This is a genomic window from Sulfitobacter sp. DSM 110093 (assembly GCF_022788715.1).
GTDB lineage: Bacteria > Pseudomonadota > Alphaproteobacteria > Rhodobacterales > Rhodobacteraceae > Sulfitobacter.
In genome coordinates this window covers 1-18,131 of the sequence record NZ_CP085169.1, presented here as the reverse complement: position 1 = coordinate 18,131, position 18,131 = coordinate 1, and the positions used below count along the sequence as shown (strand labels likewise).

The following is an 18,131-nucleotide window of genomic DNA, read 5'->3' as shown; positions in this document are numbered from 1 at the left end:
CTTTCTAGTTTAGCGTCCGACGGCTTTTGATAGGGTCTGAGCTGCATCCAGCACAGCTTGCGCCGCTTCCTCAAGTTTCAGATCTTCCAACGCCACGACTCCGATCGAAAATTCCTGCGGAGCACGACCACCCCTAGAGAGGCGCACGGCACTGGATACGCCCACCGCGCCCTTATGCAATTGGCCTTGAGTGATGCTGTAACCATGGTTACGGGCAAAGCGGATATCTGGTGTATCCATGCTGGTTTCAGGGCGCGCCGCAAGAATTGCGATCCCAGCAGCCCCCCGAGTGATAGGATGCCGACGGCCAACCCGGTAGTGGATCGCAATCGCCACCTCACGCGGTTCAGCGGTCATCACAACCTCACATTCCTCAGCGTCAGCCATCGAAAGAAATGCAGTGGCACCGGTGGTTTCAGCGAGGCGTTCCAAAACGGGTAGGGCATGGGAGCGAATGCTATCCACTATGGATGCGCCCAGCTGATAAGTCGCAGCGCCCAACACGATGCGACCGTTGGCAACCCGTCGCAGCATACAGCGTTCTGCCAGTGTCGCGACAATGCGGTACGTAACCGCGCGGTGAAGATCCAGCCGTGAGGCAATCTCGCCAACTGTCAATCCCTCTGGTGCTTCAGCCACCAGTAACAATGCTTCGATGCCGCGGTCGAGTGTCTGCAGCTTGCCGGTGGTCATTGTGCAATCGGTCCCTTTGCTGGATGGCTCAGTGTGAATTGATAATATGTTTTGCGTATATCGTTACTAACTCGCCCATAAAATCTCAAGATGTAACTATATTAGTGATTGTCTGTTCATTATACGTAAAATAGAACGGACTCGGAGCATCGTGACTGAGGGGGAGCGAAAGGATGGTCGACCAAACCGTGAGCAAAGATAAGGGCTGCCCATTTGGCACAGCGGGCTCTCCGGGCGCGGAGCGTGGTTGTCCAGTTACAGATCCGACGGCTATGGCGGAGGCATTTGATGCTTTCGAAGGGCCATATCAGCTTGATCCGGCCGAAGCTCTGCGTTGGTCGCGCGACCAGCTCCCGGTTTTTTACGCCCCAAAACTGGGATATTGGGTGGTTTCCCGGTACGATGACATCAAAGCGGTGTTTCGCGACCCTATCCTGTTTTCCCCACGGAACGTTTTGGAGAAGATCACCCCCGCCACAGCAGAGGCGCAAGAGATCCTCAAGGGCTATGACTACGCTATGGCCCGCACCATGGTGAACGAGGACGAGCCCGCGCATATGGAGCGGCGGCGCGCACTGCTTGACCACTTCATGCCCGAGAATCTGGAACAGCAGCAGGATATGATCCGTCGCCTGACACGCGAAAAGATTGATGCTTTTATCGACAGCGGGCGGGTCGATTTGATTGATGGCATGTTATACGAAGTGCCGCTGCTGGTGGCGCTGCATTTCCTTGGCGTTCCCGAAGACGAAATTGCCACCCTCAAGACCTTTTCCGTAGCGCATTCGGTGAACACATGGGGCAAGCCTTCGGATCAAAAGCAGATCGAAGTCGCCCACGATGTAGGGCGTTTCTGGCAATATGCGGGTGAGATCATCGAAAAGATGCGTGCCGAGCCGGAGGGAACCGGTTGGATGCATCACACTATTCGCATGAACGCTGAGATGCCCGAGATTGTTACCGACAGCTATGTGCATTCGATGATGATGGCGATCATCGTCGCGGCGCATGAAACGACCTCGCTGGCGTCTGCCAACATGTTCAAAACCCTGCTGACGCATCCCGATGCTTGGAACGATATCTGTGCGGACCCCTCCCTGATCCCCAATGCGGTTGAGGAATGTCTGCGTTATGCTGGGTCAATCGTCGCGTGGCGCCGCCAGACCACGGCGCCGACAACATTGAATGGTGTCGATCTGCCCGAGGGCGCAAAGTTGTTGATTGTGCAGGCCTCTGGCAATCAGGATGAACGGCATTTCGAAGGGGCTGATACCTTTGATATCTACCGCGACAATGCCATTGACCACCTGACGTTCGGTTATGGCGCGCATCAATGTATGGGCAAGAACATCGGGCGGATGGAAATGCGGATCTTCCTCGAAGAAGTGACCCGCCGCCTGCCCCATTTGCGGCTGTCCGAGCAGGAATTTGACTACCTACCCAACACCTCATTCCGGGGACCGAATGAACTGTGGGTCGAATGGGATCCCGCACAGAACCCAGAGCGAACCGACCCGAATGCGATCCACCCCCGTCGCACCTTTGCCGTAGGCCCCCCCGCACGGCGCGACATCGCGCGAAAGGTACGGATCGCGGAGGTGCGCCAAGAGGCTGACGGCATCCTTGGCCTGACCATTGAAGACGCGCAGGGTCGCCCCTTGCCTAAATGGACTGCCGGGTCGCATATTGAGCTCTGCGTTGGCGCGTATGACCGTAAGTATTCGCTATGTGGTGTGCCCGAGAGTGACAGCTATCGTGTTGCTATTCTGCGCGAGGAACTAGGGCGTGGCGGGTCTCGGCATATTCATGAAACCCTCAGTGCTGGCGCGGAAATCCGTATGCGCGGGCCATCGAACCTGTTCCGGCTTGATGAAACCGCGCCGCATGTGGTGCTTGTTGCGGGCGGCATTGGGATCACGCCGATCCTTGCGATGGCCGACCGTCTAAAGGCCTTGGGGCAGAGTTATGCACTCCATTATGCTGGCCGATCTAAATCAACCATGGCGTTTTTGGACCGTGTGACCCGCGATCACGGCGCGCGCCTGTCGTTGTATGCAGGGGACGAAGGTGATCGGATGGACCTGCCCGACATGGTCGCGGGTCTGGAAGATGGCGCCCAAATCTACGCATGCGGGCCTAAGGGGCTGCTGAGTGCGCTGGAGACGCTGACCAAGGATCTACCCGAAGGCACATTCCACTTCGAGCATTTTTCGACCAGCGCCACGGGCATTGACCCCGACAAAGAGCAGGCGTTTGAGGCGGAACTGACGGACTCAGGTTTGGTAATCAAAGTCGCTGCCGACACTACTTTGCTGGATGCGATCATGGCGGCAGGGATCGATGTCGCCTGCGATTGCCGCGAAGGGCTGTGCGGATCATGCGAGGTGGCCGTGGTCGAGGGAGAAATCGACCACCGAGACATGGTTCTAACGCGGGCCGAACGTGCCGAAAGCAACCGTATGATGACCTGCTGTTCGCGATCCAAGAACGGGGCGCGAATTAAGCTTGCCCTTTAAGAGAACAATCACAGAATGACGACGACAAACAGGGAGGACCTCAAAATGTCACTTAAGAATATCCTCATTGCCAGCGTAGCCGCGACTGCGACCTTGGCCACAACCGCTCAGGCGGAAACAACGCTCAAGATTAGCCACTACCTGCCCGCAGTACACGGGATTCACACCGATTTTATCGTTCCTTGGGCCGAACAGGTGACCGAATGCACCGGTGGCGAGGTCCAGTTTGAGATCTTTCCTGCAGGCAGCCAACTGGGCAACGTCGCGCGGCAGCAAGAACAGGTTATGGCGGGTGTAGTTGACATCGCGCACGGGCTACACGGGATTCCACGCGGGCGGTTCCCGCGCACCTCTTTGATTGACATGCCTTTCCTTACCAATGACGCAGGGGCTGCCAGCTATGCGCTGTGGGAACTGCTACCGACACATCTGGCCGAAGAATATGATGGACTTAAGGTGCTGGCACTGCATGCCCATAACGGTGGGTTGTTGCACACAAACGAGAAAAAAGTCGAGACAATGAAGGATATGGATGGGTTGCGCATCCGAACGCCCAGCCCAGCGGTTTCTGAAATGCTGTCCGCCCTGGGCGCCGACCCCCAGGGCCTACCGCCGGGCGAGGTCTATGAAAGCCTGCAACGTGGCGTCATTGATGGCACTGTTTTCCCGTGGGACCCTGTTAAAAGTTTTGGCCTGAACGAAGTGCTGAACTACCACTTGGATCTCGGTGCCTATACTGTGTCGTTCTTCTACATCATGAACCAGCGGTCCTATGACAGCCTAAGCGCAGAAGCGCAGGCCTGCGTCGATCAGGCATCAGGTGCAGAATTGGTGGGTAAGTTCGGCGATTGGTGGAGCGAATGGGACGTGCCGGGCCGTCAAGACGCGATTGATGCGGGCCATGAAATTACCCAACTTTCACCCGAAGAGCGTGCTCGCTGGCGTGAAGCCTTGCAGCCGATGATGGATAGCTACCTCGCGTCGGTGAAGGATGAAGGCATCGACAATGGTGTCGAAATCTATCAGGCGATGCAGGAGAAGATTGCCGAATTTGAAGCGGCGCAGGACTGATCCTGCGGGATTGCGTCGCGAGTTCCGGCCCTGGGAGCAACCTTGGGCCGGTCCTTTTTGAAGGGGAGGGGATCACGTGGAACAGGTTTCGAAGATTGCCGGTTGGCTGATCAATGGGTTAGCCGTCTTGGGTGTCGCCGCTTTTGGCGCGGCGGCCTCCGTGACAGTCGTCGATGTTGTAGGGCGCCGCTTTGGCTATCCTATCGAAGGTGTGGTCGATCTGGTGCAATTGTTCGTTGTCACTGGCGCTTGGCTGACGATGCCTTTCGCATTCTTCACCGCGGCCCATGTCAGTGTTGATTTTCTTCTGTCGGTGATGCCAGGCCCGTTAATGATTCCGCTGAAGCTGCTGGCTGCTACGGCAAGTTTGGTGCTGGTCGCCCTGATGCTCTGGCAAGGCTATCTGACGTTCGAGACCCGAACCATGTTTGGCGACAAGTCTCAGCAGTTGGGCATTCCAATCGCGTGGTATTGGTATCCGCTGCTGATCGGTTTGGCGGTGTCCCTGTTGGCGATCGTCATGGAACTCGCGGTATCGCTAAGACGGGAGCTTGGTTATGAGTGATCCAATCCTTGGCGTGGCAGGCTTTGTTGCGGCGCTGGTGCTGATCGCACTTGGCCTGCCGGTTGCGATCTCGATGGGTGTCATTGGGGCCTTGGGCTACTGGTATCTGAACGGCTGGATGGGCGTGTCTTACATCCTCGGATCCAGCCCTTTTGAATCAATCTTTCCTTATTCGTTCTCAGTGATTCCACTATTCGTCATGATGGGCGTGTTTGCGTCGCATGCCGGGCTATCCCGGTCGCTGTTCAATGCTATCAATGCGTTTATTGGTCACAGGCGAGGCGGGCTGGCAGTGACAACCGTTGGCGCGAGCGCCTTCTTTGGCGCGATTTGTGGATCATCGCTGGCGACCGTGGCCACCATCGGCCGCGTCGCTTTGCCCGAGATGAAGCGTCACGGTTATAGCCCATCGCTTTCCACCGCTACCGTCGCCGCAGGGGGCACATTGGGTGTTTTGATCCCGCCCTCGATTCTGTTGGTAATTTACGGTCTGCTCACGCAAAGTTCTATTGGCCAGTTGTTCATCGGGGCGCTGGTACCTGGCATTCTGGGCGCGCTGCTATACGCAGGCGCCATCATGGTACAGGTGCGCATAAAGCCTGAAATGGCACCTCCGGCCGAAAGAGCAGGCTGGGGCACGCGCTTGCGATACCTTGGCCAAGTTTGGCAGGTACTTGCACTGTTCGGGTTGGTCATCGGAGGAATCTATCTTGGTTGGTTCTCTCCCACCGAGGCGGCAGCCGTCGGCGCAGTCGGTGCCTTTTTTCTGGCCGTATTCTCGGGTGAGTTGAACCGCGAAGTGCTCAGCCTGTCCGTGTTTGAAACGGCGGGATTAACCGCGATGATCTTTTTCATTCTGATCGGTGCGGCGCTTTTCAACTTCTTTCTTGAGAATACTGGCCTGCCCCAAATGTTGATCGATCAGATCCGCAGTTCAGGGCTCGGTCCGCTATCGGTTATGGTGATGATCTTGATCTTTTACGTGATCCTTGGGTGTTTCATGGACGCGATGTCGATGATCTTGCTGACTGTGCCTCTATTGGCCCCCGTGGCGCTGGAGTTGGACTTTAACTTAATCTGGTTTGGGATTGTGGTGGTTACGGTTGCTGAAATTGGGCTGATCACGCCCCCAATCGGAATGAACCTTTTTGTGGTGCAAGCCGCCGCCCGTGACGTTTCGCAAACCACAGTCGTTAAGGGCATCCTGCCGTTCATCCTAGCTGATATTCTACGGCTGGCGATACTTTTGGCCTTTCCTGCGATTGTACTATGGCTGCCAAGCCAGACCTTCTGAACAGCTCCCTGCGCGATGGATAGGCCGGGTCGCGAAGACTTCATATTCGGGGCTCTAGGTGCTCCAAGGGAATATAAGCATGCCGCACTGTTGCAGCGGCATGCTTATTGCGAATGAGTCAACCGGCCAGCCTGAGTGCCTATTCGTAGGAAAGAAACTCAATCACACGGAGGTGCGGACGAAAAGTTGGACTATCTTGGAGATAGTCCATGTACAGCTACGAAGAACGACTGCGCGCGGTTAAGCTTTATATCAAGCTCGGCAAGCGCGTGCAGGCCACCATCCGTGACACCATCCGTGAGTTGGGGTATCCAACGAAGAACGCCTTGAGAGGGTGGCATCAAAAATACCAACGTCTGCAGGACTTGCAGATACGATCGGCGACGCGCGCGCTTTGGGCTATCCAGGCCGAGCCACGCCGACTGTTTAGGTGCGCGAGGCCTTTCCTGCCACGAAGACGGCCTCCAACGCGACATATGGCCCTGGCAATCACTCTGACGCCGCGAAACAGGCTGCTGTGGTCGGGCTATATAGTCGTCATGAAAGTGCCCAGGCCCTAGCCGAAAAGTTCGGAGTTAGTCGGCCGACGCTCTATGCTTGGAAAACTCAGATCCTTGGCGCACGGAGTCTCTGCTGCGGTCGGTCTTCACCGTCGCGGGATTGGCGACCCCGGCTTGGCTGGTTGAAATCGAAGTTGTGGCAGTCCGCTCTGGCCCATGAGATCTGGAGACAGACAATCGTCTGAATGTTGAAGCGGTGGCCCGATAAAGGCCACCGCTTTTTTTCAGCCTTCGGTGCGATACCAGTCCGCGACGTTCCACAGGTCGCTGTCCCAAGCGTTCAGCTTGACGCCACCAAGCGTGTTACCCTGTGCTGCCACCGCCGCGCGGTTGATTAGCGGCAGCATGGATTTGCTCTCGGTCGTGATAATGTCGTTCAGACGTTCAACCAGACGCGCGCGATCTTCGATCTTGCTGGTGCGAGATAGCTCATCCAGCAGGGAGTCGTATTCCTCATCGCAAAAGCGGTTGATGTTCTCGCCCTGCCACTGGGTTGATGGCTTTGGCTCATTCCCACAACGGCGCTGCGCGAGATAGGCTTGCGGATCAGTGCCGTCATAGAGGTTCGCATACATTTCGACATCGGCATAGAACTTGGGAAAAGTGTCGGGGCTACCGGGGTCGCCGCCGAAAAAGACCGACGCGTCGATGTTACGCAACTCAACCTCGATGCCGATCTGGTTCCACCAGTCTTTGATCAGCGCCTGGAAGTCTTGACGCACGGCGTTGGTAGAGGTCTGAAACACGATCGACAGACGCATACCGTCTTTCTCGCGTACGCCGTCCCCGTCTTCGTCCAGCCAGCCTGCTTCATCCAAAAGTGCTTTCGCAGCTTCCAAATCCTGCGTCATACATTCAGTATTGTCAGAGCTATAAATCGGCGGTGCGGGAACCAGATTGCAGGTTGGCCGTCCTGCCTGACCGTAGCCGATTTCGTTGAGCAATTCGCGATCGATTGCCATGCTCATGGCTTGCCGAACATTCCGGTCGATAAGAAAAGGATGAGGCTCCTGAACCGTGGCTCGCGTTTCCGGGGGCAGGTCCGGAGAAGGGTTCGTCATATTGATTTCGATCCGCTCGACAAGGGGACCGAACTCAAAAATAGGCTTTCCCGTACCGCCCTCTGCGATTGTTTCCAGCACGTCAGGTGCCATCAACAAATCCCACGCGTAATCAAACTCACCGGTTTCCATTACGGCGCGCGCGGCTGAAACGGCGTCTCCACCGCCTTTAAAGTTCAGCTTGGCAAAGGCGGGCTTGGCGGGATCGCGATAACTGTCGTTTGCAACAAGCTGGATAGAATCATTTGGCCGAAAGTCCGTGACCACAAACGGGCCGCTGCCAATCGGATTGAAGTTTTCCTCGGTACAGCCTGGCGCCCGCGCACCGGCGCATTCAGCAAACTGTGCAGCCTGAAGGATAGGCGAGGCCGCCCCAACAAAAGGCAGATACGGGTAAGGTTTCGGCTCAACGAAATGGATTGTTATCGTCCGGTCATCAATGACTTCGACATTTTTGACGTCATTAAACTTGGACAGCTGGGCGCAACCACCTTCGGGGTTCATGCAGTAATCTGCCGTAAATTTTACATCATCGGCTGTTAGAGGCGTGCCGTCCGACCAAGTCACCCCTTCTTTCAGCTTCCAGGTAATAGCAGTTAAGTCTTCGGTCATGCCGCCGTTCTCGACCGTTGGGATTTCGACTGCCAGTTTCGGAACAAGCTCGCCTTTCTCATCGGCGTTGGCCAAAGGCTCAAGCACCATGCTGGAAGCATCGCGCTCTTTCACACCGCCGGATAGATAGGGGTTCAAGATTGAAGGCGCTTGCCAGTAGATAATGTTGAGTTGATCATCGCGACCGCGCTCGCCCTCTTGGGCAAACGCCATTGATGACAGCAAGGTCATCGAGGTTGCTCCGAGTAAATGTGCTGTGAACCGCATGGTCTATCCTCTGATCTGTTCGTGTTGAACGCGAATAATTACTTAACCAATCAAACAGATTCTTACCGATTTACAAGGCTGAGGACTCACGGTGGCGGCAGAGCAGGCATCTTCCCGACAAAGCCGCACCATTACCGAGAGCTATTCAAGCCCGGAAGCCAAGTACACCATGGGTTCCATTCTAAATCGCGGACCCTCTCAAACGCTATTCTAAAGGACACGGCAAATGGGCAATCAAGCTTCCACCTAAGGTTTCGGTGGCGGTGAACCGCGCGAAATATTTCCCTACAAACTGCCCTGATACCGAGCCGATCATCACTTCTGAATTGGTTGTCAGTCTCTACACGCACACCAAACGAGGCTATCATACTGGGGGGTTAACTCACCGCATGTACTTGTTTCGGCAGCGCAGTCTGCGGAAAAAGTGGCGACGACCCACCTGGGGTGTAAAGGGGAAAGGGTCACCGCATTTATTCGGCGCTGCAGGGAGGATGCACCGGCGTGAATGAACTACAACTGTCGTTCACAAAATGCATATACGTGCGCTTTAGGAAAAAGCAAAGACGGGGGCAGATTTCCACTGGTATGCCCAACCTGATGCACTTTGGGATGTGCGAAGAAAGGCGACGACCCTCAAGAACCAGGGAATGGAACGAAGGCCGCCGCAGTTTACCGCGGCCCATGGAAGTGCAAGCCGAGGTAGAATAGGGCGTCACCCGACACCCTAAAATTGCTTTCGACCAAAAAACTGCACAAAGCAAATGGTTTTGAAAAGCACTTATATGTTGGCCTTGTCGCTCTCTGCATTTAAGCCTGCGTCTTCCAGCTGTTCTCTGTTGGGCAGATCGCGCAAAGTCTCAAGGTCAAATGCGACGAGAAACTGCTCTGTAGTAACGAAGGTGTAGGGCGCGCCACGACGGGGCGCCCTTGGCCCGGCCCCGATTAGGTTGTGCGCATGTAACCGCCCAATCAGGTCCCGGCTAATCTCTTTGCCGAAGATGTCTTTCAACCCATCGCGGGTGATTGGTTGATGATAGGCAACGGCGGCGAGGACTGCGACGTCGAACGCATTCAGGTCCGTAAACTGATCATCTACGTCCGCAGCAAGGCGGATCGCTGGGGCATAAGCGGCCCGCGTCCGAAACACCCATCCACCGGCAACTTGAGAAAGTTCAAAGGACCGTTCCTCGAGGTCTACGGACAGGTCTTCAATCAGCAGGTCGACCGACACCCCCTCCCCCACCACCCGCGCCAAATCATCGCGTTTAATAGGCGATGCACTGGCGAACAGCACCGCCTCAATCCGGCGCATCCACTCGCGCCAGCGTAGCTCGGTTGGAAGGTCGGCAAGCTCGCGGTCGAGCTCTGACGCGGGGCGATTTTTTGCCATACCTAAACCCCGTAGATCCGAAACGTCTCACGACCAGTCAATTCACGCACCGCGCCGAGCGCAATCAAACGATCACATAGCCGCCGCGCCGCCCGATCTGGCAAAGGCAACGCGGACGGGGTCACGGCGTCACGGGTTAGAAAAATCTCAACCGCCTGCTTTGCCGCTTTCGCCCGGAGCTTGGGGGCGACTGCTTTCAGATGAGCTGTCCGACGCGCAAGGCCGGCGGAGAGCCGCACGGCCTCCGCGGCCGATGAGATGATCGCGCGATGACAGGCCCGACGCAGGTCTTCGCCTCGCTTTCTCAAGTCAGCACGGTTCAGGCCTTGGGCCAACAACGGCACAAGATAATCCCAGCCGAGCGCCTGCGCGAGGGCCGCATCCGTCAAGATAAGCGCCGACAGCTCTTCCCGCGGCGCATCGGTCAGGACCATCTCCAACACCATGGCCGCGCGAGAGACCGGCGCCCCCTGCCCCGCATCGAGCCACATAGCGATCTGCTCCCGCTCAAGGGTCGGTACGGCGCGGCTCAGAGCCGTAATAGACACCGGCCGCTCGGCTGCGCAACGCCAAGCCAGGTAGTCCCCACCTGCCGGTCCCGGTAGATCACCCGGGCGCAATAAGTGAACAGCGTCCCGCAAGTCTCGAGTCCGCTCAGAACGGCCAGAAAACGACACACTTGCCTCAGCGGCACGCAGCGCGAGACGTTCCCGCAATAAAGTTTTGGGGACTTCGTGTCGTGCCAACACCTGATCCAGTTGAGCAAGCGCCGCACCCGACAAAAACGCCACATCTTCAGGGGTTTCGGCTCGTCCGGAGGTGACCCAGTCAGGCATCCGAGGTAGCGTGGCAAGACACTCGATTGAATTCGCGCGGGCAAAGGTCATGCACGAAGCATACATCGAGGCGGCTCTTTATGCCAGAAAATAGCGACAAAACCGCCCAACATTGCTACGGTTAGATATGTCCAATAATCTTACATTATCGGAAGTAAAAAGATATGCTTTAGCACAGTCGTAATATTCGTGAAATTTTGGGGGAAACATGGCCACAGAGGACGCGAAGCTGAGCTCAGCACGCCCTAGCACATCCGAAAATGCTCAGGGTGACGCGAGAGAGCAAAAGAAAAGTGACGGCATCTCCCTGCCCTCGCATGTGGCTGGCTCAGGCGCCCTCGATCAGCTGGTAGAAACCGCACGCGGCTATGCAAAACAGGCGGCCTCTGAGAACACCCTGACTGCCTATGCAAAAGACTGGGCGCACTTTGCCCGCTGGTGCAGATTGAAAGGAACGGAGCCCTTGCCGCCTTCACCCGAGATGATCGGCCTCTACCTCGCCAACTTGGCGGCACCCACGGGAAAGGCACCTGCCCTCTCAGTTTCGACCATCGAGCGCCGTCTTTCTGGCCTTCGCTGGAACTACACTCAGCGCGGCTTCAACCTCGATCGCAAGAACCGCCATATCGCCACCGTGCTGGCCGGCATCAAACGCAAACACGCCCGTCCGCCGGTGCAGAAGGAGGCGATCCTGGCCGAGGACATTCTCGCGATGGTAGCCACCTTGCCTTACGACCTGCGCGGTCTGCGAGACCGGGCCATCCTACTGATCGGCTATGCGGGCGGGCTGCGTCGGTCGGAGATCATCAGCCTCGACGCTCACAAGGATGACACGCCGGATTCCGGCGGTTGGATCGCGATCTTCGACAAGGGCGCCCTGCTCACTCTCAATGCTAAGACTGGCTGGCGCGAGGTCGAAATTGGCCGCGGTTCCAAGGACCAGACCTGCCCCGTGCACGCACTCGAACAATGGCTGAATTTCGCCAAGATCAACTCCGGTCCGGTCTTTGTCGGCACGTCGCAGGATGGCAAAAGAGCATCCGAGAAGAGATTAAACGACAAGCATGTCGTGCGGCTGATCAAGCGCACGGTCTTGGACGCCGGAATTCGTGCCGACCTACCTGAAAAGGACCGGCTCGCGCTGTTTTCCGGTCATTCGCTGCGTGCCGGCCTAGCCAGTTCGGCAGAGGTTGATGAACGCTATGTCCAGAAGCAGCTCGGGCACGCTTCAGCCGAAATGACGCGCCTCTATCAACGCCGGCGCGACCGGTTCCGAGTGAACCTGACGAAGGCAGCCGGATTGTGACGAGGATCAGGTGTCTTCGGATTGCAAAGCCAAACGCGAGGCAACATGGCGCGGGAGATCGCTTCGGGAATGGAGGATATCCACGATGATAACCTCCTCCGATCGGTCTAGAAAGACTAGGAAATACTCCCCTGCCCTCATGAACCGTAGGTCTTCGCCATCACCAACGAGAGCTACGCAACTCCGACTATGGGCTTGGTCATTCAGAATGCGTTCACAGCGGTTGAGTAATTCTACCTCATAAAGCTCTGCTTGGCGGAGTCCGAAAGTTTCGACCGTCCATATAGCGAGTTCAGTAAGGCTGGCTTCCGCACGACGGGTTAGCCGGAAGGCTTGGCTCATGAACGCGCGCGCGCAGTAGCAAAGGCCCTACAGATCGCATCTTTGCCGCTGCCCTCAGCAAAATCACCCGCCTTGGCCTGCGCCAGACCCTCGAGAAGCCTTTCGCGGTTCCCCATGATCTGCGCCTCCTCCTGCTCGAGCAGCCTCAGGCCAGCGCGCAGGGCTTCACTCGCATTCTGGTAGCGCCCGGACGCCACCAGTGCTTGAACCAAATGGTCTTGGGCTTCGGTCAGGACAACGTTGCGGGTCACCATCGGTCGAATCTCCCCTATTGGCATTATATGCCAATGCGAAGTCTTGGTCAATGGAGACCGATTTTGGGCGAGGAACAGCCATTAGATAACCTCTCATCCCGTCACTATCTCGTTTCTGTGCCCCTGCCCCGCGCGGAAGACGATCGGAAGGAGTTACCTCGTGCCTGGAAATAAATAATATCAAAAAATTTCTGTGACTCAAATTTCTATTCTAGTTGTCCTCACCGGTTTACGCGGATGCCACTATCTCAGGTTAGAATATCGAACATCTCGGATGGAATAATGGGAAGGACTTGACCGCGGTCGTGCAGGCCGTGCTTCAATTTGACTTGATCCCAGATCAAAAAGTCATGGGTGTAGAAGGCGCGGATCAGCTGATCCGGTCGTTCAAGGCTAAAACTGGCGCGCGATGGGACGCTCTAGTATCGCATGCCTCCTACTCCTTCCTTTAATGCACAGGTAGAATAACTTTAGTCGATGTCGCTGTTCTCTATCTGGACGATCGCGAAGTCTTCGTGCAAGGGCCCATCTCTATGCATTTCGTGCCCGCCAATGGGTTTCAGTTCGTCTTGGTCGCGGTACATTCAAACTATAAAAATCAACGGCTGAACGAGAGAAGGGAGCGCTTGTCCTGCGATTCTACCTCGTTCAGCTGAATGAGAGTTTTGAAGGCACCCAGGCTTTCGTTGCGGTCGTTTTCAACTTGCCTCCGACGGAAGCGGTATGGGACCCAGTCAGCCAGTTCGTGGCAACTGTGATAAGCCTAGGCGGCACTACACTCATCTCCAACCTCTATGATAATATCTGGGCGCCGCGCGTCGTGAGCCTTCCTATTCAGGACAGCGCAGGCTGGGATTTCCGCATCAACTCTGGGAGTCACCCATGCTCAGGGGTTTGAAAGGGTGTCGAATCATATCCCGGCTTAATGTCGCTGAACCCGGACGCCGAGCCGGTCATCTACCCAACAGTTAGAAATGACCGCGGTCAATTTGACAACGCGTCGTTCCTTTCCGCCGAGCCGGCTAAAGCTCCTGAAACGGCAGCTCCAGTAATCGGGAACAGGAACTCGACAATTTACTATCTCCCAGAGTGCCCCGACTATTCAACGACCGGTTCAAAGTAGCGCTTTGGCTACAACCTTGAAGCCGCTGCGACCCGAGCCGGATTCCGCAGAGTGAAGAAATGCTAAAGCGCGCGGTTCGGAAAAGATCTATTTCTTCACAGGCTGAGGCTTTTCATGCAAGCTAGATAGTATTAATCAGAGCAACTCAGAAGGATACAGAATATCTGATATGATTGTTCAGGTAAAAAAATACATTCGGGTCCGGGGGCCAGAACATCTGTGGGAACCTGACTGGCGGATCAGGATTAATGCTGATGACAAGCTTACTACCTGTATACCAATGTCTCATGTCACGCGCGACATCGCGGTTGAAGCTCCGACCATATCTGAGACGTCTGAAGCGCTTTCATCAGGAAACTGAAGGGTTCGAGATGTCCACTTGATCTCGATTGACTGCGGTCCCTTTCAGGTCGATCACAGTATTCTAAGAAGGCACCGTATCAGATTCAGGAGAATTGACCGCGGTCAATTTGGGCTAAGCCCCGGATCATGTTAGGTTCAACGCATGCCTGCAACCGGTTTGCCCGCGATGAAGCCATCGATCATTGAGGTGAAATAGGCGGCCGGTGATTTGATGCGTAACGCATTCTCAGCCAGATATTCCAATGCTCTGAGCATGTTCGGCCATCCGATTGAAACGACACCTTTCGCCAGAGCGTCACTTTTCAAATTCAAAAAAGATCCGAAAAGAAAAACTGTTTCCCGCAGACGAGACGGAGATTGCACAGCGTTCGGATAGAGGCTGGCGATATTGGGACAACGCTCCCATGCTTCGACAAGCCGGGCATATTCGTTGGGCGCTTTCATATTAGGATCTATTTTTAAGGACTCTACTTGCCGGACAATTTGACCGTTCTTGCCGGACTCTTCCGACGTCTCCGCAAACAGGTTTCGAGGGCAAGCATCGCGCTGAACGCCGACTTTTCGGCTTGGCAAAGCGTCTGACTGGGCCGCTTCAAATTCATGTTCTAGCTCATCACCAACACCGCTTTGGCCGGGGTCAATTTCCCGGAGAGCAATTTCATTGAGGCCTGCATTCCCCAGCTGATCGGCGGGTGCAGGGTAGGGGATGCTGTGATGGGGTGGAGCGATCTGGCTATCCTCATCCCTGGCAGAAAGAGGCGCTTCAGTGGCAGGTTTCAGCTCGCGCATTTCGCAGATCAAAGCTGACACCTCTTCTGTCTTTAAAGAAGCTCGGCGTAGAATCTTCTTCACCTCAGCGAGAAAGTCGATCTGTGCCGCGGTCAACTGCTGAGGTGCGCGCAGAAGATCAGCCCGAATTGCCAACGCTACGGAACGCGTCAAGCGAAGCTCTTCCGCTTCAAGTTCGAGCCTTGCTGCCTCGGCCACCAGCTCGGGGTAGGCTTGGAGGAGGGGGGACAGATCGAAGCCAAAGGCGTCACGCACAACCCCGCCGACCCGGAGCGGGAAACGTTTTCCGGTGGCGCTGTCTTTGCGCGTGATGAAGCCGATATCGCAGAGCTTCGCGATGTGGCGCCGAAGCACTCGCTCATTCATGCGGTTGGCACGTTCACAGATGGATTTATTCGAGGGGTAAACCACGAGAAGCTCCCCGGAGCTAAGCGGGGCCTCTTCGCCTGTTTCGCGATTTCGGCAGGGGAGGAAGCTCAAAAGCGACTCAAGAACAAGGATTGTACTTGGCGTTATTTCATAGCTCGGTGAGCTGCTTTTGACCGCGGTCATCAAATCGCGACGGGTTACTTGGGGTGCTGGTCCAAGGCGGGTAGGGGGATGGCTCCCCCGTTCCCCGGTATGAATCACCGTGGTTGTAGCCTGTATCATAAATTTTCAGACGGCAAAGAGAAACCATTCACCAAAAACGGTGTTGCAAACGATTCTCTAGCAAGGTATCCATGAGGTGCTTAAATCTTATGGGACCCTTCGAGACTTCGGTTTCGGGGGGTTTCTTTTTGCGTTGCGTCTGCCACCTTTCTCTTTGTTATTCTCTATGGTTGTTACGAGGCCATTATGGCTCTTATTGTCGTTCGGTCCGATGAGTTGACCATGGTCAACTATTTAGAATCAATTACTTAACCTTTTGACCACCGGCCAATTCGCTTGACCAGCTGTCAAATATTTGAAGAAGATGGTCCTCAAGATACTCGATAAAATCAGTTGCATATTCTTCCGTTGTCTCGATGGTGATTTTCCCGCGCTTCTTGACGAAGCGAACCGGCTTATCGCCCACCGTCAATGGTTCAGAGCGTCTCACCGGGGCGGCTACTTGTTGCTGCGTCTCTTCGCTCAAGGTGGCGGTACGAATCGTATCAATGAGGCCCTGCAGAGCCTTGAGGGGGTCCTCCTCGTCAGGGACCATCGCAAGCAGCTTGTTGGTATCGAGGACACCAGTTTCTTTGAGGGCCTTGCGAAGATCCAACCATGGCCGACGGCCAATATCATGACCAGAGCCAATACGTTCGATGACCTCGATGGGTACATCACGGGCCACGGTAGCGAGGCGGCTCAATGTCGTTTTATCAACCGCCAGAAGCCCGCAAATCTCATCTTTATCGAAGCCGTACTCGTCCAGACGCGTTGCGAAAACTGCCTGTTCGATGAAGCTTCGCTGAAGGCGCGCGGAGTTCTCACGTGCGAGCGACATGAGGGCATCGCGCTCTTCCATTTCACGGATGAGCGCGCGCACCGGGATGCCAAGTTCACGGCAAGCCGCGATACGCCGCCGCCCATAGACCACTTCATACCGCTGACCGGCGCCACGCCTGTAACGTAGCAGAACCGGGAGCTCCTGTCCGGAAGCCTGGATCGATGCAATCAGATCATCGAGTCCATCGCTCGTATCAAAACGGTCCTGCAGCGCGGAATCTGCGATCTCACGTGTATCCACCATTTGAGCGGCTTGGGAAGAGACCTGGCTCAATACATTGGACATGGCTTGTAAGGACCTGGGTCCGCTTGGCGCTTTAGTCTTCTCTTGCACGATAGGGGAGGGGGGCTGCGCGAGAGTTTCGGATGGCGAAGACGCCTCACTGAGTTGACTTAGGCTTTTAGCGAGTAGATCACGTCTCATCTGATACATTCCTTCCCCAAGCGGCCTGGATCATCTTCTCGACGTCGTTTGAGAAGCCGATGACGCTTTCAAGCGCGCGGTTATAGGTCTTGCGGTTCTTGGCGCCGGCCAAATCCACCTCGAAGATCGTCTTTTGCGAAAGTCCGGCTTCACTGATTGCCGACGACTTCACGAAAGGGGTAGGGATCACGCTATCGCCGAGCAGTTGCCGGATCCAATCAGCAAGATCGACCTGCGTACTGATGCCGGTGTCATAGCGGGTCAGCAGATAGGCGAAATTATCGTAGTTTGCGACGCCGCCGTTACCATGAATGACCTCAAGCACACCGGAGGCCATGTTGAGAAACTGGCTTGCCGAGGCAAGATCGACCCGTTCAGGGATTACGGTCATTAGTAGAGATGTGGACGCACATACGGCCGCCATAGTCAGATAGCCCAGCTGTGGGGGACAATCGATGATGACGATATCGTAGTCGTCTTCGACCTGACGGAGGCTATCCCCCAGCCTGTTGAAGAAAACGGGCTGCTCGCCGCGGCTGAGCGCCATTGGCGTTTCGGTCTCGAACTCAGATAGCATGATGCCGCCCGGTACGAGGTCGAGGTTTGGCACATAGGTTTTGCGCAGCACATCTGTGATGGGCACGCGGATCGTATCACCGTCTGTATAGCGCAGCGCGTCATAGAGCGTTCCGCCTTCCTTGAAGTCCAGCTCAGGCTGATATCCGAAGAAGGTTGTCAGGGAAGCCTGGGGATCGGCATCTATGCAGAGAACGCGATATCCACGAGCGGCAAGTCGAAATGCAAGATGAACCGATGAGGTCGTTTTCGAACTGCCCCCTTTAAAATTGACGGTCGACCAGACTTGTAGTTTATCATCAGGCTTGCGTCCCGGCAGAAAATGATGGGGATCCTTGGCGTTCTTATCGAGGATCTTTCGGATCTTCAGAACGTCTTCAGCGGTGTAGGAGCGCTTGTTCCCAGTACTCTGAGCAACGTCAGGAATTTTGCCTTCAAAATGCGATTTACGCAGGTAGCCTCCGCTAACCCGAAGCAGCTCTGCAACTTCTGCTCCCGAGAAGGTCCTGAGGGTCTTCTCTTCCTTCGGAGCAAGAAAGAGCTTCGACATATTGTCAAGCGCCTGCGACAGCCTTTCGGAGTCTGCGCGTAGCTTATCATGAAGTGCGTTTGTCAT

Annotated in this window: 14 protein-coding genes and 1 pseudogene; 6 read left to right on the top strand and 9 right to left on the bottom strand. The window is 55.6% G+C overall.

Annotation, left to right across the window (positions count from 1 at the left end):
- Positions 1-9 precede the first annotated feature (9 nt).
- Positions 10-693: a helix-turn-helix domain-containing protein gene (locus DSM110093_RS18370; protein ID WP_243268090.1), complete on the bottom strand. Its 684-nt coding sequence runs from the start codon at positions 691-693 to the stop codon at positions 10-12.
- Between the two features lie 173 nt (positions 694-866).
- On the opposite strand from DSM110093_RS18370, the gene DSM110093_RS18365 reads away from it, so the two are divergent.
- The 5 genes and pseudogenes from DSM110093_RS18365 to DSM110093_RS18345 form a co-directional block, all read left to right on the top strand.
- Positions 867-3,209 (top strand): cytochrome P450/oxidoreductase, encoded by a 2,343-nt coding sequence (locus DSM110093_RS18365; RefSeq protein ID WP_243268089.1) that lies wholly within the window; start codon positions 867-869, stop codon positions 3,207-3,209.
- Positions 3,210-3,254: 45 nt separating this feature from the next.
- Positions 3,255-4,280 carry a TRAP transporter substrate-binding protein gene (locus tag DSM110093_RS18360; RefSeq protein WP_243268087.1) on the top strand — a complete coding sequence of 342 codons (1,026 nt, stop codon included), beginning with the start codon at positions 3,255-3,257 and terminating at the stop codon, positions 4,278-4,280.
- 76 nt (positions 4,281-4,356) lie between these two features.
- Positions 4,357-4,845 carry a TRAP transporter small permease gene (locus DSM110093_RS18355; RefSeq protein WP_243268085.1) on the top strand — a complete coding sequence of 163 codons (489 nt, stop codon included), beginning with the start codon at positions 4,357-4,359 and terminating at the stop codon, positions 4,843-4,845.
- Positions 4,838-6,139 carry a TRAP transporter large permease gene (locus DSM110093_RS18350; protein ID WP_243268083.1) on the top strand — a complete coding sequence of 434 codons (1,302 nt, stop codon included), beginning with the start codon at positions 4,838-4,840 and terminating at the stop codon, positions 6,137-6,139. The genes DSM110093_RS18355 and DSM110093_RS18350 overlap by 8 nt, the downstream gene beginning before the upstream one ends.
- Before the next feature lie 209 nt (positions 6,140-6,348).
- Positions 6,349-6,758 (top strand): annotated as a pseudogene (locus DSM110093_RS18345) (transposase); the annotation flags it as partial.
- A gap of 165 nt (positions 6,759-6,923) precedes the next feature.
- Here the strand turns inward: DSM110093_RS18345 and DSM110093_RS18340 are convergent.
- The 3 genes from DSM110093_RS18340 to DSM110093_RS18330 form a co-directional block, all read right to left on the bottom strand.
- Positions 6,924-8,639, bottom strand: a complete 1,716-nt coding sequence (locus DSM110093_RS18340; RefSeq protein ID WP_243268082.1) for a peptide ABC transporter substrate-binding protein — start codon at positions 8,637-8,639, stop codon at positions 6,924-6,926.
- Between the two features lie 778 nt (positions 8,640-9,417).
- Complete coding sequence (locus DSM110093_RS18335; RefSeq protein WP_243268079.1) at positions 9,418-10,029, bottom strand: SMC-Scp complex subunit ScpB; 612 nt, start codon at positions 10,027-10,029, stop codon at positions 9,418-9,420.
- Positions 10,030-10,031: 2 nt separating this feature from the next.
- A complete protein-coding gene (locus DSM110093_RS18330) occupies positions 10,032-10,916 on the bottom strand; it encodes a DUF1403 family protein (RefSeq protein ID WP_243268109.1) in 885 nt (294 codons plus the stop codon).
- Between the two features lie 157 nt (positions 10,917-11,073).
- On the opposite strand from DSM110093_RS18330, the gene DSM110093_RS18325 reads away from it, so the two are divergent.
- Positions 11,074-12,171, top strand: a complete 1,098-nt coding sequence (locus tag DSM110093_RS18325; RefSeq protein WP_243268078.1) for a tyrosine-type recombinase/integrase — start codon at positions 11,074-11,076, stop codon at positions 12,169-12,171.
- Positions 12,172-12,177: 6 nt separating this feature from the next.
- On the opposite strand, the gene DSM110093_RS18320 is transcribed toward DSM110093_RS18325, so the two are convergent.
- From DSM110093_RS18320 to repA, 5 genes are all read right to left on the bottom strand, one after another.
- Positions 12,178-12,513 carry a type II toxin-antitoxin system RelE/ParE family toxin gene (locus tag DSM110093_RS18320; RefSeq protein WP_243268075.1) on the bottom strand — a complete coding sequence of 112 codons (336 nt, stop codon included), beginning with the start codon at positions 12,511-12,513 and terminating at the stop codon, positions 12,178-12,180.
- Complete coding sequence (locus tag DSM110093_RS18315; RefSeq protein WP_243268073.1) at positions 12,510-12,767, bottom strand: type II toxin-antitoxin system ParD family antitoxin; 258 nt, start codon at positions 12,765-12,767, stop codon at positions 12,510-12,512. The genes DSM110093_RS18320 and DSM110093_RS18315 overlap by 4 nt, the downstream gene beginning before the upstream one ends.
- A gap of 1,621 nt (positions 12,768-14,388) precedes the next feature.
- Entirely contained in the window at positions 14,389-15,693 is a 1,305-nt protein-coding gene (locus tag DSM110093_RS18310) for a helix-turn-helix domain-containing protein (protein ID WP_279290866.1), read from the bottom strand.
- A 244-nt stretch (positions 15,694-15,937) separates the two neighbouring features.
- Entirely contained in the window at positions 15,938-16,939 is a 1,002-nt protein-coding gene (repB, locus tag DSM110093_RS18305) for a plasmid partitioning protein RepB (protein ID WP_243268070.1), read from the bottom strand.
- Complete coding sequence (repA, locus tag DSM110093_RS18300) at positions 16,929-18,131, bottom strand: plasmid partitioning protein RepA (protein WP_243268068.1); 1,203 nt, start codon at positions 18,129-18,131, stop codon at positions 16,929-16,931. The genes repB and repA overlap by 11 nt, the downstream gene beginning before the upstream one ends.